General features: G+C 65.5%; 13 protein-coding genes. 9 read left to right on the top strand and 4 right to left on the bottom strand.

What is annotated here, in order from left to right; genetic code table 11:
- Nucleotides 1–22: 22 nt before the first annotated feature.
- The 3 genes from ACFSNB_RS15140 to ACFSNB_RS15130 form a co-directional block, all read right to left on the bottom strand.
- Nucleotides 23–1,294, bottom strand: a complete 1,272-nt coding sequence (locus tag ACFSNB_RS15140) for a glycosyltransferase family 4 protein (RefSeq protein ID WP_377318057.1) — start codon at nucleotides 1,292–1,294, stop codon at nucleotides 23–25.
- Nucleotides 1,291–2,415, bottom strand: coding sequence for a glycosyltransferase family 4 protein (locus tag ACFSNB_RS15135; protein ID WP_377318055.1), 1,125 nt, complete (start codon nucleotides 2,413–2,415; stop codon nucleotides 1,291–1,293). Before ACFSNB_RS15135 ends, ACFSNB_RS15140 begins: the two co-directional genes overlap by 4 nt.
- 188 nt (nucleotides 2,416–2,603) lie before the next feature.
- Nucleotides 2,604–4,382: a hypothetical protein gene (locus ACFSNB_RS15130; RefSeq protein ID WP_377318053.1), complete on the bottom strand. Its 1,779-nt coding sequence runs from the start codon at nucleotides 4,380–4,382 to the stop codon at nucleotides 2,604–2,606.
- Between the two features lie 352 nt (nucleotides 4,383–4,734).
- On the opposite strand from ACFSNB_RS15130, the gene asnB reads away from it, so the two are divergent.
- From asnB to ACFSNB_RS15090, 8 genes are all read left to right on the top strand, one after another.
- Nucleotides 4,735–6,666 carry an asparagine synthase (glutamine-hydrolyzing) gene (gene asnB / locus ACFSNB_RS15125; RefSeq protein ID WP_377318051.1) on the top strand — a complete coding sequence of 644 codons (1,932 nt, stop codon included), beginning with the start codon at nucleotides 4,735–4,737 and terminating at the stop codon, nucleotides 6,664–6,666.
- Complete coding sequence (locus ACFSNB_RS15120; RefSeq protein WP_377318049.1) at nucleotides 6,666–7,469, top strand: ABC transporter permease; 804 nt, start codon at nucleotides 6,666–6,668, stop codon at nucleotides 7,467–7,469. The genes asnB and ACFSNB_RS15120 overlap by 1 nt, the downstream gene beginning before the upstream one ends.
- Nucleotides 7,466–8,746, top strand: a complete 1,281-nt coding sequence (locus ACFSNB_RS15115) for an ABC transporter ATP-binding protein (protein ID WP_377318047.1) — start codon at nucleotides 7,466–7,468, stop codon at nucleotides 8,744–8,746. The genes ACFSNB_RS15120 and ACFSNB_RS15115 overlap by 4 nt, the downstream gene beginning before the upstream one ends.
- A gap of 67 nt (nucleotides 8,747–8,813) precedes the next feature.
- Nucleotides 8,814–10,208, top strand: coding sequence for a radical SAM/SPASM domain-containing protein (locus ACFSNB_RS15110; protein WP_377318045.1), 1,395 nt, complete (start codon nucleotides 8,814–8,816; stop codon nucleotides 10,206–10,208).
- 33 nt (nucleotides 10,209–10,241) lie between these two features.
- Nucleotides 10,242–11,090, top strand: coding sequence for a hypothetical protein (locus ACFSNB_RS15105; protein WP_377318043.1), 849 nt, complete (start codon nucleotides 10,242–10,244; stop codon nucleotides 11,088–11,090).
- Nucleotides 11,091–11,094: 4 nt separating this feature from the next.
- Nucleotides 11,095–11,904 carry a TylF/MycF/NovP-related O-methyltransferase gene (locus ACFSNB_RS15100; RefSeq protein WP_377318041.1) on the top strand — a complete coding sequence of 270 codons (810 nt, stop codon included), beginning with the start codon at nucleotides 11,095–11,097 and terminating at the stop codon, nucleotides 11,902–11,904.
- Nucleotides 11,901–12,701 carry a class I SAM-dependent methyltransferase gene (locus ACFSNB_RS15095; RefSeq protein ID WP_377318039.1) on the top strand — a complete coding sequence of 267 codons (801 nt, stop codon included), beginning with the start codon at nucleotides 11,901–11,903 and terminating at the stop codon, nucleotides 12,699–12,701. The genes ACFSNB_RS15100 and ACFSNB_RS15095 overlap by 4 nt, the downstream gene beginning before the upstream one ends.
- Before the next feature lie 8 nt (nucleotides 12,702–12,709).
- Nucleotides 12,710–15,895: a glycosyltransferase gene (locus tag ACFSNB_RS15090; protein ID WP_377318037.1), complete on the top strand. Its 3,186-nt coding sequence runs from the start codon at nucleotides 12,710–12,712 to the stop codon at nucleotides 15,893–15,895.
- Nucleotides 15,896–16,365: 470 nt separating this feature from the next.
- Here ACFSNB_RS15090 and ACFSNB_RS15085 read toward each other — a convergent pair whose 3' ends face one another.
- Complete coding sequence (locus tag ACFSNB_RS15085; RefSeq protein ID WP_377318035.1) at nucleotides 16,366–19,131, bottom strand: Rne/Rng family ribonuclease; 2,766 nt, start codon at nucleotides 19,129–19,131, stop codon at nucleotides 16,366–16,368.
- A 520-nt stretch (nucleotides 19,132–19,651) separates the two neighbouring features.
- On the opposite strand from ACFSNB_RS15085, the gene ACFSNB_RS15080 reads away from it, so the two are divergent.
- On the top strand, nucleotides 19,652–20,141 hold a 490-nt coding region (locus tag ACFSNB_RS15080; protein ID WP_377318033.1), incomplete at its 3' end, for an AMIN domain-containing protein.

The raw sequence follows: 20,141 nt of genomic DNA, 5'->3' as shown, positions 1-20,141 counted from the left end.
GATGGGGACAACGCCGCCCCGGTCACCACGCCGTCCCGTCGGGAGGCAGGCCGGTGCCGGCGCGGTCGCCGTAACCGGCCGCGACGATCTCCAGCACCTGGACCATCTCCTCGGCCTGCCGCCGCCGGGAATGCAGCGGCGCGGCGGCCAGGCTGGCGGCGGCGCGGCGTTGACGTTCGGCCGGGTCGTCGGCCAGCCGCCGCACCAGGGCGGCCAGCGCCGCCGGATCGGCCGGCGGCACCCACCAGCCGGCCTGATGCCGGCGCAGGATCGCCGCCGCCTCGCCCTCCGGCAGCGCCAGCAGCAGCGGCAGCCCCATCGCCATCGCCTCGAACATCTTGGACGGGATCACCTCGGCGAATTCGGGCGCGGCGCGCAGATGGATCAGGGCGACGTCGCACAGGCTCCACACCCGCACCATCTCGCCCTTGGGCTGGGCCGGTTGCAGCACGACGTTGCCGAGGCCGCGCCGGCGCGCCTCCGCCACCAGCATCGCCCGCTCGGCCCCGTCCCCCACCAGCAGGAAACGGATGTCGTCGCGGTCGCGCAGCCGCTCGGCGGCGTCGAGCAGGTTGCCGAGGCCGTGGGCCATGCCGTGGGTGCCGGCATAGCCGAACACGATCTTGCCGGACAGGCCCCAGCGGGCGGCCAGATCGCCGTCGCGCGGGGTCGGACGATAGCGCGGCAGATCGACCCCGTTGCGGATCACCGCGATCTTGCCCGGGGGGATGCCGCGTGCGGTCAGATTGGCCTTGAACGCGGCGGTCAGGGCGGCGACGGCGGCGGCACGGCGATAGAGGAACAGTTCGAGCCGCTCGACCAGCCGCAGGCCGAGGCCGGGCCGCATCGCCCCCACCGCGTGGATCGAGGCCGGCCACAGATCGCCCAGTTCGAACACGAACGGCCGCAGGTGACGCAGGCCGAGCAGCCAGCCGGCCACCGCCGCGAAGAACTGGGGCGAGGTGGCCACCACCAGATCGGGCCGGGGCAGCGCCGCCCCGACCAGGGTGGCGCTGACCATGAAGCTGAGGAAATCGAGGATGCGCGGCAGGGTGCCGCGATTGGGGGCGATGAAGGTCTTGACCCGGATCACCCGGACCCCGTCGCGCTCTTCCTCGCCGCGCCAGACATTGCGGTAGCCGGGATGGATCCGCCCGGCCGGGAAATTGGGGCAGGAGGTGATCACCGTCACCTGATGGCCCCAGGCCGCCCAATAGGCGGCCCGCTCCGACACCCGGGTGGCGGCGGCGTTGGTCTCGGGCGGGTAATTGTCGGCGACGAACAGGATCTTCATGGCGCGTCGAGAACCTGATGATAGAGAGTGATGGTCCGCGCCACCACCGGCTGCTGGCCGAACTCGCGCTCGGCCCGGGTCCGCGCCGCCCGCCCCATCGCCGCCCGCAGCGCGGGCGAGCGGACCAGCCGCTCCATCGCGTCGGCCAGGGCGCTCCAGTCGCGCACCGGCACCAGCAGCCCCTCGATTCCGTCCTCGACCACCGCGCGGCAGCCGGGCACGTCGGTGGTGATGATCGGCCGGCCGCAGGCCGCCGCCTCGAGCAGGGCCTTCGGCATCCCCTCGCGGTAGGAGGGCAGCACGCAGACATGGGACTCGGCCCACACCCGGGCGATGTCCTGTTCGGGGCCATCCCATTCGACCACCCCCTCGGCCCGCCACGCCGCCAGTTGTTCGGGGGGAAGCGAGGACAGGTTGTGAGGGTCGGGTTCACCGACCAGCCGCACCCGGCAGGGCACCCCGCGCCAGCGCAGCAGGCGGGCGGCCAGCACCAGTTCGCGGATGCCCTTGTCGGCCAGCATCCGCGACACCACGGTGAATACCGGCACCCCGTCCGGCTCCGGGCTGGGGCGAAAGACGTCGAGATCGACCCCCGAGCCGCGGATCATCACCACCCGCTCGGGCGGAATGATGCCGTTGGCGACCAGCTTTTCGGCATCGTCATCGTTCTGGAGGATCAGCCGGACCCGGCCCCGCCGGAACAGCAGCCGCATCCACAGCACGATCAGGCGGCGGAACAGCCGGACCCGCAGCCGGCCGGACGTGAACACATAGCCGAGCCCGGCCAGCGCGCACACCACCCGGATCCCGAGCAGCCGCCCGGCCAGCGCGCCATACAGCACCGGCTTCAGCCCGACCGCGTGCAGCAGGCGCGGCCGCAGCCGCCGCAGCAGCAGGAACAGCCGGACCAGGGTCGCCAGTTCGCGCAAGGGATGGTGCGAAACCCGCACCATGTCGAAGGGAACGACATCGATCCCGGCCAGATCGGGCCGGTCCGCCTCGTGGAGGTTGGTGATTAGCAACGACCGCCAGCCTGCACGCCGGCAGCCTTCAGCCAACGGACGACGATGAGAGAGAAAATATGTACTTTCCGTGATCAGGAAAGCGATGTCAGGATGCATGTCGATGCCTGACCTGATCTGCGAAGGTCTAGGGGGCAAAAATGGAAAAGAGGACACGTCTTCACATTTGCGGGCGAGAGTAGCAGCTTTTGCGGGTGACGCAAGGCGAACGCCCGTCACGGCGCGCTGCCGGGAAGGGCCGCGAAAGCGCCCGTCCCTCTGCAGAAAGGCCTGCTGGAGCCCCAATTTCAATTTTCCCGGTTTTTTTGCGGCAACGCGGCGCACCAGGAGGGATTGTCCCGCATCCAGGCCAGCAAGGCCTCCGCGGCCCAACGATGGCCGGCCGGGGTCCAGTGCCCGTCATGGCGGAAATTGGCCGCGCCCACGTCGCCCCCCGCCGCCTTGATGTAATCCCACTGATCGATCACCGGAATGGAGCGCGCGTCGGCCAGTCTCTTCAGGTAATGGAACGGCCCGTCCCCATGGACACGCAACGAATGGGTGGCCAGGATGACGAGGCGGGCATGGTCGGTCTCGGCACGACGTTGAAACTCGTCCAGGGCAAAACCAGTGAAGTCGATCGCCTCCTGAAATACCGGGGGCAAAAAATCCTCGCGTCGAAACGGCTCATCCAGCGCACCGACAGTGGTCGGGACCCATTCCCGCAGCAGATCACGATAACGCGGCCGTGCGACCAGGGTCTGGGTAATCGTCGCCAGGGCAGGATCTGTTTTCGCCTGGGGAAGCATGGCGGCGATCTGAGTCTGCAGCCAGGTCGCAAAGAAAGACCATGGCAGCAGCATATTTCTTGCCGCCCCTCCCGGTTTAGCCGGCAGCAGGTAGCGATTCCAGTCCGGATCGATCGGTTGCAGCCGGATTGTCCCATCCTCGGCCCTGACCGCCTGGACCCGGGGCGAGTGGTCGGGATCCCAGCCGTTGCGAAGCGCTTCAAGCGCCGAGGAATTGTTGGCGAAATCGTTCGCAACGAACACCAGGACGATCAACTTGGGGTGTAGTGACCTAGCGTAATGATCATAAAAGGGAATCTGGTTGAGTTGACCCGTACCGGAATAGCCCCACGCCGAAACCGAAATTCCCGCGGCTGGCATCGCCCGCGCCGCCATCGCCTCAAGAAGGATCTGCACCTTATCGGCCAGGGGAACCTGGGCAGCCTCGACGAAGGAATCCCCGATCAGGGCGACGTGGCAGCCCGCAGCGGCCTGCTCGGGCGTGGGCGGCGTCCGGTCGAGAAACCCCAGCCCATTGCTGCGTTGCGCAACCCAGAAATCGAGATGGTTGGTATGGCGAATCTCGGCATCGGGTTCAAACAGAAATCCGACGGCGGGATCAAACCGGCTAGGCCAGTGCTCGGAGGGAAAGGGCTGGGTCAGGCGCAGGTAGGCCTCGCCCGCCCCGAACACCAATGCGAGCCCGGCGATCAGCACCGCGAGGTTGATGCCAACGAGAGCGAATCCGGCCCGGAACCGTGCCATCCGCGCCGACGACATCCCGCATTTGGCCAGGAAGCGCGCCAGATGAACACGACCGATCCATCCCGCCGTCACCAGACAGACAAGGCCGATCGGCCCCAACCACCAGGGGAACCGCGCGATGCCGGTATAGGTGTAGACACGCCCATTGACGCGGGGATCGCTGTTGTCCGAACTGGAAAAGACAAGCCCCCGCCTCCAGTGGGAATAGCGCCCAGCCCCGGAATCCGCAATGTCGGCATGCAGACTGTGCGGCGGCCCGAGAAGGCGACCGTCCTCGCGCAATTCGAGTCCTGAAACGTCGGGAGCCCGCAGGTCATCGCCTTCGATCAGGCGCCCCACCCCTGACAGACCGACCCGGAAGCCGGGGCCGTCATTGGCAACGGGAGCGATCTGTTGCGGGATCAGGGTACGTTCGACCGGAAATCGCACCAGGAACAGTGCCAGCGCGAGGATGCCCGCAAAAGCCAGTGCCCCGGCGATCCATCCGGCCCGCCGCCCCGCCCTGGCGGAATCCGACACGATCTTCGCTGTCATGGTCTCAGTCGCCCCCGTCTCTGTCTGAACCGCTTCGCTCGTCACCACGTCGCCCCCCCCCTGAAGGTGCGAACAAGACACCGGAGCCGCCGGGACCACGGTCTGGATCCTGGTCCGCCCCCGGAGAGCATAAGGATGTGGCAAGGTGAGCCTACTGATGCCGAACTGAGCCACCGAACCGGTGGTCATGGCCCGGCCGAGACTTTCGACAATCGGGTTCACCCTGTCAACCGCCCGCTCCGCACCGGCCCCACAAACGATTGGCTGAAAAGGGCAGGAACATCCTCTGGTGTCAAAGCCGTAGCTCGGCTGCTATATAGCTCGGGTCTTTACGTGGACAGGATAATCGTGAATGTGCGGACTGGCGGGGCTGAAGCTTCTTCCCGGCGCGGTGGCGGATCCACCGCTTGAGCCCCGGGTCCGGGCGATGATCGCGCCGCTCGCCCATCGCGGCCCCGATGGCGAGGGCGTGTGGGTCGATGCGGCGGCGGGCATCGGCCTGGGCCATCGCCGGCTGTCGATTCTCGATCTGTCGCCGGCGGGAGCCCAGCCGATGGCCTCCGCCTCCGGCCGGTTCGTCATCGCCTATAACGGCGAGGTGTTCAACCACGCCGAACTGCGGCGCGACCTGGAGGCGACCGGCGCCCGCTTCCGCGGCCATTCCGACACCGAGGTGATCCTCGCCGCCTGCGAACGCTGGGGGCTCGACGCCACCCTGCCCCGGCTGATCGGGATGTTCGCCCTGGCGCTGTGGGACCGCACCGGACGCAGCCTGACCCTGGTGCGCGACCGGATGGGGGTCAAGCCGCTCTATTGGGGCCGGGTCGGGACGGCGATCGCCTTCGCGTCCGAACTGAAGGCGCTGCGCGCCCTGCCCGAATGGCGGGGCGAGATCGACCGCGACGCGCTGACCGCCTATCTGCGCTATTGCTACATTCCCGCGCCGCATTCGATCCATCGGGGCATCCGCAAGCTCGAACCGGGCTGCCTGGTGACCGTCGCCGCCGACGGCAGACTGACCGAACGGCGTTACTGGGATACAAGGGCGCTGCTGGCGGGCGCGACCCGCCGCCCCGCCAACCTGTCCGATGCCGAGGCGACCGATCGGCTCGATGCCCTGCTGCGCGACGCGGTGGCACGGCGGATGGTCGCCGACGTCCCGGTCGGCGCCTTCCTGTCGGGCGGGATCGATTCCTCGGTGGTGGTGGCGCAGATGCAGGCGGCCAGCGACCGCCCGGTTCACACCTTCTCGATCGGCTTTGACGAGCCCGAATACAATGAGGCCGATCACGCCGCCGCGGTGGCCCGCCATCTCGGCACCCACCACACCGAACTGATCGTCACCCCGGCCGAGGCGCGCGAGGTGATTCCCGAGCTGCCGCGCTGGTATGACGAGCCGTTCGGGGATTCCTCGCAGATTCCGACCCTGCTGGTCAGCCGGCTGGCGCGGAGCGGGGTCACCGTCGCCCTCAGCGGCGACGGCGGCGACGAGCTGTTCGCCGGCTACACCCGTTATTTCGTCGCCAACCGGCTGTGGCAGCCGCTGGGGCGGCGCGCCGCCTGGCTGCGGCCGCTGGCACGGCGGGCGATCGGCACGCTGACCCCGCGCCAGTGGGACATCCTGGCCCGGCTGGTGCCGGGGCGCTGGCGGCCGCCCCATTTCGGCAACCGTCTCTACAAGCTGCGCGAGGCGATCACGGCGCGGGGGCCAAACGAGTTCTACCGCCCGCTGCTGACCCATTGGAGCCGGCCGGAAGATCTGGTGCCGGGCGGACACGAGCCGCGCCATCTGCTCGATGACGCCGATCTCGCCCGCGAGGTGCCCGATCCGGTCGAGCGGATACAGTTGATCGACATGCTGACCTATCTGCCCGACGACATCCTGACCAAGGTGGACCGGGCCAGCATGGCGGTCGGCCTGGAGGCGCGGGTGCCGCTGCTCGACCATCGCTTGGTCGAATTCGCCTGTTCGCTGTCGCCCGATCAGCGGATCCGCGACGGCCAGGGCAAATGGTTGCTGCGTCAGGTGCTGTACCGTTATGTTCCCCCCGCGCTGATCGACCGGCCCAAGATGGGGTTCGGGGTGCCGATCGGCCTGTGGCTGCGCGGGCCGTTGCGCGACTGGGCCGAACATCTGCTTGATCCGGCGCGGCTGGCGGCGGACGACCTGTTCGACCCCGCTCCGATCCGCCGGATGTGGCAGGCGCACCTCGATGGGCCGGACAATTGGCAATATCCGCTGTGGGACGTGCTGATGGTCCAGGCGTGGCGGGAGCAGGCATGATGAGTCGGACGCTGATCGCGATCTCCCGCGGTTTGTGGCGAAATCGGGAACTGATCGGGGCGATGATCGGCCGGGAACTGCGGACCCGCCATGCCGGTCAGATGGTCGGAATCGCCTGGGCGTTCGGGCAGCCGGTGCTGCTGATGCTGTTTTACACCCTGCTGTTCGCCTATGTGTTTCCGGCCCGGTTCGTCGGCGAGGGCGGGGTATCGGATTATTCGCTCAACATCCTGGCCGGGCTGGTGTCCTGGCTGGCCTTTCAGGATCTGCTCGGCCGGGCGTCAACCGCTCTGGTGGCCGAAGCCAATCTGGTCAAGCAGATCATCTTTCCCACCGAGGTGCTGCCGATCAAGACCGCGCTGGCCTCGCTGGCGCCCTATGCCGGGGCGCTCGTTTTTACCCTGGCCGCCGCGATCTGGCAGGGACGGTTGGAGTGGACCGCGCTGCTGGTGCCGTGGCTGATCCTGTGCCAAACCGTGGCGATGACCGGGTGCGCCCTGCTACTGGGATCGGTCGGGGTGTTCTTCCGCGATCTGCGTGAGTTCGTCCAATTGTTCTGCACCCTCAATCTGTTCGCCCAGCCGATTTTGTATAATCCGAGCGCGACACCAGACTGGCTTGGTCGGATTCTGGCGGTGAACCCGTTCAGCCATCTGGTGTGGTGCTGGCAGGACGCGCTCAGTACCGGGGCCCTGGATCACGGTTGGGCCTGGATTGCCCTGCCGTTCGAGAGCCTGGCGATCCTGACGCTCGGCGCCTGGGCATTCGCCATGCTGCGCCATCACTTCGGAGATGCGTTATGACGGATCCGTCGCCGTCCGAAACCGGCGGGGTAAGCGAGGCCGACATTGCGATTCGCGCCGAGGGGGTCCGCAAGGTCTATCGCTGCTATGACAGCGCCTTGGCGCCGGCGATCGAAGCGCTGACCGGGAGGCGGCGGCACCGCGAACGGATTGTGCTGGATGGAATCGATCTGACGATCCGCCGGGGCGAGGTGGTGGGGATTCTCGGCCGCAACGGCGCGGGCAAGAGCACCCTGCTCAAGATCCTGGCCGGAACACTGGAACGCAGCGGCGGCACGATCGAGATCAACGGCCGGGTTACCGCGATTCTTGAACTGGGATCGGGATTCCATCCCGATTATAGCGGTCGTGAGAACATCCTGATGGGAGGGATGTGCCTCGGGATGAGCCGACGCGAGGTCGCAAGCAAGCTCGACTCGATCATCGACTTCGCCGAACTGCGCGAGGTGATCGACCAGCCGTTTCGGACCTATTCGACCGGGATGCAGGCCCGACTGACGTTCAGCACCGCGATCAGCGTCGATCCCGACATCCTGATTATCGACGAGGCGCTGTCGGTCGGCGATGCCCGGTTCCAGATGAAATGCTTCAACGCCATGCGGCGGCTGATCGAGCGAGAAAAGACGATTCTGTTTGTGTCGCACGACGTCAATTCCATCACGGCGCTGTGTGACCGTGCGGTGATCCTGGATGGAGGACGGATCATTTTCAATGGGATAGCCGAGGAGGCGGTAAGTCGTTACCATCAATTACTATTCGACCCTCATCCGGTGACACCACCCCCAATATCATCCTCGACTGGAGACAGCCTTCGCAAGGCCCCATACCACACCCGTTACGGTGACGGACCGCTTCAGTTAATCTCCTGGGGGGTGCAGGGTCCACAAGGGAAGACTACACCTTCAGTCGCGGTCGGGAGCCGCTGTTCCCTCTTCATGACCCTTCACTGTCACCAAGACATTGACGCTTTCAGCGCTGGATTTGTTATCAAAGACCGCCGGGGCATCATCCTCTGGGGTCTGAACAATTACACGGCGGGCAGCCGCCTGTTTGCGGCGAAACAAGGTGAACTGATCTCAATCCGCGTCGATTGCACCATAAGAATTGCCCCCGGCGAGTATTTTCTCACTGTGGGCACCGCACTTCCGGACGGCAAACGCATAGATTTTATCGAGAACGCAGAATCAATAAAAATTGAAGGGGAAGTTTCAGTCATAACAGATTCCCTTGTTTGCATGGACGAGTCATTGCACATGAAAATATCCAGAAAAACATGAGCCGTATATTTTTGATGCCTAGCAACAGCATTTACATGAGTATTTCGAAAAGATTGGGCCCGTGCCGATGTCAATTCTCAGCTCTTTTTTTTCATTTTTAACGCACTCGCTTCCCCAGAAACAGGGGAAGCCGGGGGGGGAGGGAAGCGTTCTCACCTTATCCCTGGCAGAGGAGCCAGGTGATTGGTCTCGTCTGCGCAGAGCTCAACTCTTGTTACTCCATGAACCCGAAGCGACAGAGGAGTTTCTCGACGCGGTAGCGGCCAAAGCTCCCGATTGGCTGGGAGACAGTGACAGCCTGCTTCTGGATGCGGGACGATTCCTCGAGGGGAAGACCTGGGCGGTACCATCGATTAGCTCTAAACATCTGCCACGAGTTTTGATGGTCAGACCAACACGGCTGACACGGCAGCGTCTGCTTAAGCTGTATCAAAGCGCAAGAAAAGGCATTTTCCAAAACACGCCATGCCTTAACCTGGATTATTCAGAATCCCACAAAATACTCTCTAAATATTCTGATTACTACTATCAAGCAGGCCTGCTGATTTCAGATTTCTGCAATCTGAAGTGCCGCATGTGCATGTTTCATAGCGAAGACGGCACGGACTATTCGTTCAAGGACCTTCGTCTGCCTCAACCCAAGACATTGATGTCTCTGGACACCAGTCGATCCTATCTTGAACAATTACCGCCCGGAACGAAGGTATTGTTTTCGGCGGCAGGGGAAGTTTTTGTCCACAAACAAGCCGGTGAGATCCTGGAGCAGGCACGGCATCTTCCGATCGAGCCGATGGTTTTGACCAATGGCCTACTGCTGGATGATGAACGAATAGACACAATTCTGCGTGTGGGCCTGACCAATGTCATCATCAGTGTCGATGGGATCGATCCGGAAACCTATCGCGCCAACCGGGTTGGTGGCGAATTGGAAACCGTGTTGGCCAACATCAGCCGTCTAAGGGAGCGCGCCCGTGCCGCCGGGGCAAAGGTAACGATCGGGGTCAACATGGTGATGTTCCAATCGTTCGAAGGCGAGATCAGTAGGATCCTTGAATTCTGGCGCGGCAAGGTGGATCGAGTCGGATTCCTGGCTGAACGACTGGATCATTTTGGCAAACCCCGAAAAATCCTGACCGAGCATTCCCCCGGAATTCCCTATTGCTTCGCCCCATTTGAAGGTCCCTTGCTGCTTTCTGACGGTCGGATCGCCCCCTGTTGCAGTGTCGCAATCAGCAGTTGGTTTATCGACATGCCCTGGCTGTATCGCCTTGACCGGACCCCGTTGCAGGATGCTGTGCGTGGATATCGGAGGATGTTAACCGATCCCAACAGCCCATTGCGCGGGATATGTGCCGCATGTCATTTCGGAGACAACAGTTACTGGCTTGGCTCCCGTTCGCCGTTTGGAGAAATCCACGAGCTTGCAGACCCCAGTGCCGCCCCCCCCGGCTCAATACCCTGACGCAAGAAAATAAAGACAAGGGAATAGCCCAAAATGGGAATCTCGATCAATCTCATTCCCCTGTTGCTGGATTCCCTCCAAGCCCACCATCTCGGCGGCGCGGTTCTGATGCTCGGTCGACAGGTGGTTGAAATCGATCCAGATGGGCTTGCCGTCCTCTTACACCGGGAACGTTTCCCCCCGACGCTCGGGCCAGACCAGTGGGACCAGGAAGCGGATCGGGTCACCCCGGAATCCTTCTTTCGTGCACTCGGCTTCGCCTCGGTGGCCAGTCTTGATTTCGACGGGAAAGAAGGGGCGGAGATCGTGTTCGATCTCAATCGCCGGGACACCCCCCCCGACTTGGTCGGCTGCTGTGACATCCTGTTCGACGGAGGAACTCTTGAGCATGTTTTCCACCTGCCGAACGCGCTGCTCCATTGTGGGAATCTCTTGCGTAACGGCGGGCATTTCGTCCATGTCGGCCCAATGAATGGTTACGTGGACCACGGTTTCTTCCAGTTTTCGCCAACATTCTGGTTTGACTGGGCGGATGCCAATGGCTGGCGGGTGGTGGAGTCCGTAATGGTGCGATTGCCGTCACGTCACCGACGTGAACCGCCCCACTGGCGCTTCAGTTGCCTACGGCCAGGTCAGTTCGGCACGGTCGGCGACTTCGATGACGCCCCATATCTGCACTTCATGATTGCCAGAAAGGATGCCAACACCCGTTCGGATCGCCTCCCTGTCCAGCGGATCTATGCCGGAACTTCAGCCCCGCCGGAAACGGCTGAATTAAGGCATTTCGCACCGTTTGCGGTCACAGAGACCGGACAGCGCTGTCCTATCGCCACGAAGAGATGGGCCGAGCGGTTGCGTGCCGGGTTTCAACGTAAGGAATAACAGGATGCGTGAGAAGTTGGCTCGCTGGCTCGAGCGATGGGTGATGACCAAGGCGGGTGAGATTCTGGGACTGGGTGACGGGACGCGCGACACTTTGCTCGGGCTCACGGTTGGCGGAGAGGGGGGGACCGAGGAGCAACGCTACCGTTTGGCCGAAGCCCTCGCCGCCAAGGTCTATCCAAAGTACAAATTTAGCGAGCTTGGCCGTATTTTCCTTGAAGACGAGGAGTTCATCGCCCTGTACCGACGAGCGATGGATCCTGACAACTGGCATTCGCTTGATCGAAAATATACACTTTACCAAATTGCCCGTGCGGTATCGTTCTTGGGCGGAGACGCCGCCGAATGCGGTGTATATAAGGGCGGGTCCGCCTTGTTATTGTGCTTGGCCTTGAGAGAAGTCGGACGGACGGTGCATTTGTTCGACTCATTCGAGGGATTGTCGGCACCGGAGACCTGTGACGGATCCTATTGGTCGGAAGGGGCCCTGCGCGTCGGCGAAGAAAAATTGCGCGAAACCCTGGCGCCGGTTGACAATTACCGGATCTATCGCGGCTGGATTCCCGAGCGTTTTCCCGATGTGACCGACATCCGTTTCAGTTTCGTCCATATTGATGTGGACATCTATCGCCCCACCTTGGATTCCCTCTCTTTTTTCTATGACAGGATGCTCTCCGGAGGGGTTATTTTAATGGACGATTATGGCTTCAGCAGTTGTCCCGGCGCCAAGCTGGCCGCCGACGACTTCTTTTCCTCCCGCCCGGAACGCATCGTCATGTTGCCGACCGGCCAAGCCCTGGTCATCAAGCAGTGAGCGGCGATCCTTTACCGCCGCCCGGCCGTCATCATTGGACCGAGCGGAGTATCGGGGATTTCTGGGATCGTGTCGCCCAGACCCGACTGACCGAATTGTCCTTTGCCCGCGGGGCCGCACCGAGTTTGCTCAAGTTGTTTCCGCATTATCTCCGATCGGACGGGAACCATCTCGATTTCGGCGGTGGCGACGGCGATCTCGCCGCGGCTCTGATCTCGGCTGGGTTCAAAACCGCCCTGTACGAACCAAGCGCCCAGCGCAGCGAAGCGGCGCGGCAGCGGCTGGGAGGGCTGCCGGGCTTTCTCGGGATTGAAGACGGCACCGGGGGACGGCGCTATGATGTCGTATTTTGCCTTGAAGTGATTGAACACGTCATGGAAGATCAATTGCCGGGATTTCTGAATCGAGCCGCGACATTGGTCAAACCGAGCGGCCATTTGATCCTGACGTGTCCCAATGCGGAGGATCTTGATCTCGATTCCTGTGTTTGCCCCGAATGCGGAACTTTTTTTCATCGCTGGCAACATTTACGCAGTGTCACGCCGGGCTGGCTGGTCGATCAACTGAACTCGGTAGGGTTTGATCGGGCTTGGCTTGGCCTCGTCGGATTTGATCCTGCGGCGATCGAGTCCTGGGTCGGGCAACGGGCGGCGGCTGCCGTTCCGCCTCGGCGACGCTGGCTTCCATGGCGACGAACCATGGAAGCCAGCCCGGTGCCGCCGCCTTCCGCTAACCAGCCCGATGCGGTGATCGGCAATGCCGCTCGGATTGTTTTCGTCGGAACCCGGCGCCCATGAGTCGCGGAATGCGTGTGGTGCTGGCCGGTGGCAGCCTGGGTCCCGGCGGGGCCGAACGTCAATTGGTGTTGACCGCACAGGAACTGGCCGCCGATGAACGGGTCGCGGCGATCACGGTCCTCTGTCAGAATTTGACGGCGGCGCGGGCGGACTTCTACCGGCCCGCCCTGGTCGGATTGGATCGCTGCCGGGTGATTGAGTTTCTGCCCGAGGCCTCTCCGGCCCGGCAGGCCATCCCCGGCAACCTCGAAAGTCTGTCCGGTATTTTGCCCCCTTGGGTGATCACTGAAATTTGCGCTTATGCCCGTTGGTTCCGCCACGAACAGATCGACGTGGTGCAATGCTGGCAGGACCACATCAATGTCACCGCCGGGTTGGGAGCGTTGGTCGCGGGCATTCCCAGAATCGTCCTCAACTGCCGCAATTCCAGCCCGCCCTTTTTCGCCTATTTTCAGCCCTGGATGTGGGACGCCTACCGGGTTCTGCTGGCCAGCCCCTCGGTTGCGGCGATGGTCAACAGCCGAGCCGGGGCGGAGGATTATGCCGCGTGGCTGCACCTGCCGCCCGATCGGTTCCGGGTGGTGCCCAACGCCTTCGCCCCTTCGTTCTATCGCCAGCCCGAGGCCGGTGCCGGCGCCGCGTTGCGCCGCGATCTGGGGGTCGCCCCCGCAGCCCGGCTGGTCGGAGCGATTTTCCGCCTCGCTGACGAGAAGGATCCCGGCCTGTGGCTTGAGGTCGCGTCCCGGTTGGCCCGACGCGACCCCGGTGTTGAATTCGTGATTTTCGGTGATGGCATTCTCCGCCCCTCGGTCGAGGTTGCCGCCCGGACCGCGCTTGGCAATCGGATCCGCCTGCCCGGCTTGGTTCCCGACGCGCTGATTGCCCTGTCCTGCCTTGATCTGTTCCTGCTGACCTCGCGGCAGGAAGGGCTGCCCAACGTACTGCTGGAAAGTCAGTGGATGGGGGTGCCGGTGGTTGCCACCGCCGTTGGCGGCTGCGCCGAGGCGATCCTGCCCGGTGGCGGCACGGTGGTCGGGCGCGATCCGGCTCTGCTGGCGGAGGCCTGCGAGCATTGGCTGGCGGCTCCCCGCCCCGACCGGGCGGCGTTACGGGCGGCGGTCGAGGCGCGCTTTTCTCCCGCGGCGATGGGCGCCGCCACCTGGGCTGCCTTTTCCACCCCTCCCGACCTGCCGCTGGCACTGACGCGGTCGGACCAGGGGGGGGCGATCTATCAGCCGATCGCCGGTTCACTGCTGGTGGTGATGGGATTCCAAAGTCCCTTGGGCGATTTCGCGAGAGAGCTCGAGGCCGTCACGGCGTTGCTGCCATCCTGTTCAGGCCGGATCCGAATGATTGTCGGCCCCAACCAAGCCGACTGGGACGAGGCGTGCCTCCGCTTCGGCCCCAACCCTCGCGTTGCCTTGGAACGCTGGAGTGAACAGGGCGGGTCATCCCCGGGGACCGGGACGTTGTCGGCCGTGCTGGCGCCAGAGCGGTTCGCCTGGGCCAACCAATTGCGAGGCAGTGGTCAATGGGCACGGATCGCCAACGAGATCGCCGCCTTCCGTCCCGAGCGGCTTTGCGTTCTCAGCGCGCCGATGTTCGCTCCTGGCGGGGTGGCCGGGCTGGCGATGGGGGTGGAGAGGATTGATCTGGTTCCACCGGAGCCGCGCCGGATCTGGTGCCGCCCCCCTCCGGCAGAGATCGAGGTCGGAGCGGCGGTCGCCGACGGTCGGGTTCGCCTGCTGCCCTCCACGTGCGGGGGGACTCGCCGGCCGGTGACGCTGCGGATCAAGCGGCTGATCACGCGAGGCAAAGGCGCGGTGGTCCATCTTGGGCATCGCCTGGCAATGTGGATCTGGCGGACACGATCGCACCTACCGGGTGTCATTCCCGCTTTGCTTGAGGCGCTGTCGGCAAGGTCATTGCGAGAGTTCTGGGCGGCGGCTCTCGCCTGTGGCGGCACGGAAGGCAAGCCATCGTCCCGGCGATTGCTGGTGGTTGGCACCCTCGGCCCCGGGGGAGCTGAACGCCAGGCGATGCTGACCCTGATCGGACTGCATCGGCGGCGGGACCATCCCTACGCCCTGCTGGGGCAGTATCTTGATGCGCCGGGCAATCGCTTTTTTCTCCCCCAGATCGAGCAGGAGGGAATCGACGTCTACCTTCCCATGCCCGATCCGGATGACAAGGAAGCCGCCTCGTCCGTCACCGCCGCCCTGGCCGAAGCCGAACGGTTACCGCTGTCGTTGAAACAGATCGGCGGCTTTCTGCGCGCCTTCGACCGGCTGAAACCGGAACTGGTCCATCTCTGGCTGGATGACATCAACGTCAAAGCCGGACTGGCCGCGGTTGCCGCCGGAGTGCCGCGCATCCTGCTGTCAACCCGCAGCCTGCCGCCTTATCGCTTCAGCTTCTTCCTGCCTTACATGCGGCCAGCCTATCGCCTGCTGGCGAACGCGCCCGGCGTGGTGATGCTCAACAACAGCGAGGCCGGAGCACGCGCCTATGAACGCTGGCTGGGGCTGCCGCCCGGTCGGATCACCGTGGTGCGCAATGGGTTTGATTTTGCCGCCCTGGGCGAGGGAAGGCGGGATGCCCGACGGCAGGAGTACCGCCGGACGCTTGGTTTGGCGGAATCGGTACCGCTGCTCGGCACGGTGATTCGCCTTGGCGTGGAAAAACGCCCCCTGTTATGGCTCGACATCGCACAAGCGGTGCGGCGGTCCTTGCCGGACTGTCATTTCCTGATCGTCGGCGATGGGCCGCTCCGTCAGACGGCAGAAGAGCATGCCCGGCGGGCCGGATTGGCCGATGCGGTTCATTTCGTCGGGCATCAGCGCGATACCGTGGCCGCGATGGCGGCGATGGACCTGTTCCTGTTGACCTCGGCGACCGAAGGCCTCCCCAACGTGCTGATTGAAGCCCAGGCGATCGGAACTCCGGTGGTCACCACTCCGGCCGGCGGGGCCGGGGAAACCCTGGCGCATGGCGAAACCGGCTGGCTGCTGGAACGCGACGACGCGCCCCATGCCGCCGAGGTCGTGCTGCGCCTGCTGCGCGATCCCGAATGGCGTCGTCGGGCGGGGGAACAGGCCCGCGCGTTCGTCCGGCAACGTTTTGGGCTTGAGCGGATGCTGGCCGAGACACTGGCGCTTTACCCCGACCAAAGTTCGAATAACAACAAGACATAAAACAAGCGATTCCTCACAGGGTTCCCGGGGCGGCGAGGCAGGTCCGCCCACCATCGCTGGTCGCACCAACACCGCTCATTCCGGCCCCCTCCCGTGTTGGGCACTCGCCCAGACCCTTCATGTGGGGTGATGCCCCCCTTGAAAAACAGGGGAGGTCTGGAGGCTCAGCCTCCAGGCGGGGAGCGGGGCGGCAGCCCCGCAGCGGGTTGACATCCGCGCCGGTGAGATCTGCACGGAACGAACGGGGGCCGCCTGGGCGAGCAGCGGCGATGCTTACCGGCATCAGCCTGCAAAGCGCCCGGGATTGAGGCTGGCATCGAACCTGATCCCACGCTGCGGTGATGGCAGTTCGAAGCCGCGCGCCTCGTAGCGCGACAGCCACGGGGCGCCGAGCGCCCCTCCCAAACGAAAATGGCGCCGTCCCCTTCGCGGGAACGGCGCCATCCTGTTTTCAGCTCACCCCTGAGGGATCAGCGGCTCCACCAGCCGCGCCGACGCGGCGCGACCGGCAGCGGCGCCGCCGCCTCGGCCTCGGCCGGAGCGGCTTCGGCCGCCACCGGGACCGGCGCGGCCACCGGGGCCTCGGGCGCCGGAGCCGTCACCGGCTCAACCGCCGCCGGCGCGGGCTCGGCCACCGTCACCGGCGCGGCTTCAACCACCGCTTCCGGGGCCGGCTCGACCGCTTCCGCCTTCTTGCGGGTGGTGCGACGCCGCTTCGGCTTCTCTTCCGCCACCGGCTCGGGCGCGGGCGCCACCGGCTCGGCCCTCTCGGCCTTCTTGCGCGGCGCCCGCCGCCGCTTCGGCTTCTCTTCCGCCGCCGGCTCGGGAGCCGGCTCAGCCACGACCTCGGCCGTCACCGGTTCCGCCGCCACCGCTGGCGCGGGCTCGGGCTCGGGCGCAGGCTCGCTCACCGGCTCAACCGCGACAGGCGCCTCGGCAACCACCGGCGCGGCAGCAACCACGACCTCGGCTGCGGCTTCGACGACCGGGGCGGTCTCGGGCGGGGCGGTCTCGGCCGGGACATCCTCCGACGGCGCATCGCTGGACGGCACCGCCGCCACCGCGTCGCCCTCGGGGGCTTCGCCTTCGCCGAACTCGGACGCGGGCGCCTCGCCCTCACCCTCGCCGAACTCGTCGCGCCGCCGCCGGCGCCGGCCACCACGCCGGCCCCGCCGACGCTTGCGCGGCTGGTCGCCCTCGCCGCCTTCGCCGGTCTCGCCGCCGTCGGCCGCGTCGTCCTCGCCGTCCTCGTCGCTCTCGGCGCCTTCGGCCCCGGCATTGTCCTCATCGACCGCCTCGTCCTCGGCGGCGGTCAGCGGCGACGGCGCGGACTCGGCGCCGTCACCGGCCCCCTCGCCCGTCCCTTCGCCGCCCTTGCGCTTGCGGCGGCGGCGGCGGCGGCGCTTGCCGCCATTGCCCTCGCCCTCGGCGCCATCCTCGCCACGCGGCACCTCGGCCTCGGCCTCGCTCTCCTCGGCCTCGTCCTCTTCCTCCTCGACCGGTTCGGCTTCCTCGGCCGACAGGCGGGCGGCGAGATTGTCGTCCATCGTCACCGCGACATGGGCCGGCTCGTCGGTCCGGGCCTCGGCCTTGATCCGCTCCATCCGGAAGGCGGGCGGGATCAGATCGTCATCGCCGGCCAGCTGGACCGCGAAATCGTAGCGGGCCTCGATCGCCGCCAGCGCGGCGCGCTTCTGGTTGAGGATGTAGAGCGCGATCGGGGTCGGCACGAACACGGTGACCTCGGACGAGCGGCGGCGGATGCCCTCTTCCTCGATCGCCCGCAGCACATGGACCGCGGCGGATTCGACCGACCGCACCAGCCCGGTGCCGCCGCAATGGCGGCAGGGGACGAAGGTGGTTTCCTGCAGGCTGGGGCGCAGCCGCTGGCGCGACAGTTCAAGCAGGCCGAAGGCGCTGATCTTGCCGACCTGGATCCGGGCGCGGTCGTTCTTCAGCGCCTCCTTGATCCGGCGCTCGACCGCGTGGTTGTTGCGGCTCTCCTCCATGTCGATGAAGTCGATCACGATCAGGCCGGCGAGGTCGCGCAGGCGCAGCTGGCGCGCCACCTCGTCGGCGGCCTCCAGGTTGGTCTTGAGCGCGGTTTCCTCGATGTGGCGTTCGCGGGTGGCGCGACCGGAATTGACGTCGATCGCCACCAGCGCCTCGGTCTGGGCGATGACGATGTAGCCGCCCGACTTCAACTGCACCACCGGGCTGTGCATCGCGTCGAGCTGGGTCTCGACCTGATAACGGTGGAACAGCGGCATCGCCGGGTCCTTGTAGGGCTGGACCTTCTTGGCGTGGCTGGGGGTCAAGAGCCGCATGTAATCCTTGGCGAGGCGATAGCCTTCGTCGCCATCGACCAGCACCTCGTCGATGTCGCGCGAATAGAGGTCGCGGATCGAACGCTTAATCAGGCTGGCTTCCTCATAGACCAGGGTGGGGGCGCTGGAGCGCAGGGTCAGTTCGCGCACGCTCTCCCACATCCGGATCAGATATTCGTAATCGCGGCGGATCTCGGTCTTCGAACGCTCGGAGCCGGCGGTGCGGATGATCACCGCCATCCCGTCCGGCACGTCGATCTCGTTGGCGATCGCCTTCAGCCGGCGCCGGTCGGTGGCGCTGACGATCTTGCGCGACACCCCGCCGCCCCGGGCGGTGTTGGGCATCAGCACGCAATAGCGCCCGGCCAGCGACAGATAGGTGGTCAGCGCCGCGCCCTTGTTGCCGCGTTCCTCCTTGACCACCTGCACCAGCATGATCTGGCGGCGCTTGATCACTTCCTGGATCTTGTAATTGCGCAGCAGGCGGGCGCGGCGGCGCTCGCTTTCGGCGTCGTCGTCGCCGCCGACGGTCTCGACCGGCTGGGCGCGCTCGCCCTCGGCGGCCTCGGCGGCCTCGCCCTCGGCCGGCTCGTCGCGGTCGGCGGCGGCCTCGTGCATCCCCTCGGCGCGCTGGGCGGCGAGCAGGGCCTGACGATCGGCGACCGGGATCTGGAAATAGTCGGGATGGATCTCGCTGAAGGCGAGGAAGCCATGGCGGTTGCCGCCATATTCGACGAAGGCCGCCTGGAGCGACGGCTCGACGCGCACGACCTTGGCGAGGTAGATATTCCCCTTCAGCTGGCGCTTGGTGGAAGTTTCGACGTCAAGCTCTTCGAGGCGCGTTCCATTGACCACGACCACCCGGGTTTCCTCCGGGTGGGTGGCATCGATCAACATCCGTTTGACCATTAAATCCATATCTCCGTGGCGCCACTCGCGGCGCAAGGCGCGCCAGAGGGCTGCTGTCTGATCGGGCGAAGCCGGCGCGCCGCCAGGGCGCGTGATCGGTCGGCATGCCGACGAGGCCGGGCCTGTCTGCGGCGGAAACCATCATCATCGGGGGATGAGGAACGGGCGACATGGTCGGCGGCAACCTGATCACGGGCGTCACGCCCGGCTTCGAATTCGAAACTGGCACCGCAGGCCGAAGCCGGGCGTCTCGCCCGGATCGCGTCTCGCGCGAACAGGCGCTCCGCCACCGTCCGCGAACGGACGAACGGACTTTGCGTGCTGATGACGCATTAAAATAGCGAGAGTTAACGCTTTCGACAACGCTCTTGTTGCGACCGGGGCCGGTTGTGGCGGCGCCTTGACGAGACGCGGGGGAAGACTGTTCGAAATCAAAGACTTTTTTAAATTGAGATCACGATAATGTCTGCGGTATAGCTGAAGCCGATTTCCGGAGTTCGGCGCTCGCTGACGGGTGGGCATGGTGGGAAAACGGTATGCCACGGGGCCGGTGCTGGCCCTGGCTGCGCTGCTGGCGATGGCGGCGGCGGCCCCTCCTTGTGCCGCTGCCACGGCCTCTGGCGCGCGCCTGGGTCAGCGCGGCGACGGGGTGACCCGTTTCGTCACCGATCTGTCCGACAAGGTGGCGTTCCGCGTCACCGCGATGAGCGACCCGCACCGGATCGTGATCGACGTCCCCAACCTCGACTGGCAGGGCCCGGCCCGGCTGGCCCAGGCGCGCGGCGCGGTCAACGAGATCCGCGGCGGCAGCGGCCGCATCACCCTTGATCTGCGCAAGCCGGCGACGGTCAAGACCAGCTTCCTGATCCCGCCGCGCGACGGGATGGGCTGGCGGCTGGTGGTCGATCTCGACGAAAGCGCCCCGCCGCCCCGTCCGGCCGCCCACCCCGCCCCGCCGCCCCGCCCGGCCAAGCCGGCGGTGGCCGCCGCCGCCGCCCACGAGCGGCCCG

Source organism: Phaeospirillum tilakii (genome assembly GCF_042683125.1).
In the GTDB taxonomy this organism is placed as follows: domain Bacteria; phylum Pseudomonadota; class Alphaproteobacteria; order Rhodospirillales; family Magnetospirillaceae; genus Phaeospirillum; species Phaeospirillum tilakii.
Note: the sequence above shows the minus strand (reverse complement) of the source record. Positions and strands in the feature narration are given on the sequence as shown.

Excerpts from the sequence above, each read along its gene's own strand:
- ACFSNB_RS15120 (WP_377318049.1), top strand. The coding sequence starts at position 6,666 with ATGAGTCGGACGCTGATCGCGATCTCCCGCGGTTTGTGGCGAAATCGG.
- ACFSNB_RS15135 (WP_377318055.1), bottom strand. The coding sequence starts at position 2,415 with ATGCATCCTGACATCGCTTTCCTGATCACGGAAAGTACATATTTTCTC.
- ACFSNB_RS15130 (WP_377318053.1), bottom strand. The coding sequence starts at position 4,382 with ATGACAGCGAAGATCGTGTCGGATTCCGCCAGGGCGGGGCGGCGGGCC.
- ACFSNB_RS15100 (WP_377318041.1), top strand. The coding sequence starts at position 11,095 with ATGCGTGAGAAGTTGGCTCGCTGGCTCGAGCGATGGGTGATGACCAAG.
- ACFSNB_RS15090 (WP_377318037.1), top strand. The coding sequence starts at position 12,710 with ATGCGTGTGGTGCTGGCCGGTGGCAGCCTGGGTCCCGGCGGGGCCGAA.
- ACFSNB_RS15115 (WP_377318047.1), top strand. The coding sequence starts at position 7,466 with ATGACGGATCCGTCGCCGTCCGAAACCGGCGGGGTAAGCGAGGCCGAC.
- asnB (WP_377318051.1), top strand. The coding sequence starts at position 4,735 with ATGTGCGGACTGGCGGGGCTGAAGCTTCTTCCCGGCGCGGTGGCGGAT.
- ACFSNB_RS15140 (WP_377318057.1), bottom strand. The coding sequence starts at position 1,294 with ATGAAGATCCTGTTCGTCGCCGACAATTACCCGCCCGAGACCAACGCC.
- ACFSNB_RS15105 (WP_377318043.1), top strand. The coding sequence starts at position 10,242 with ATGGGAATCTCGATCAATCTCATTCCCCTGTTGCTGGATTCCCTCCAA.
- ACFSNB_RS15110 (WP_377318045.1), top strand. The coding sequence starts at position 8,814 with ATGTCAATTCTCAGCTCTTTTTTTTCATTTTTAACGCACTCGCTTCCC.
- ACFSNB_RS15085 (WP_377318035.1), bottom strand. The coding sequence starts at position 19,131 with ATGGTCAAACGGATGTTGATCGATGCCACCCACCCGGAGGAAACCCGG.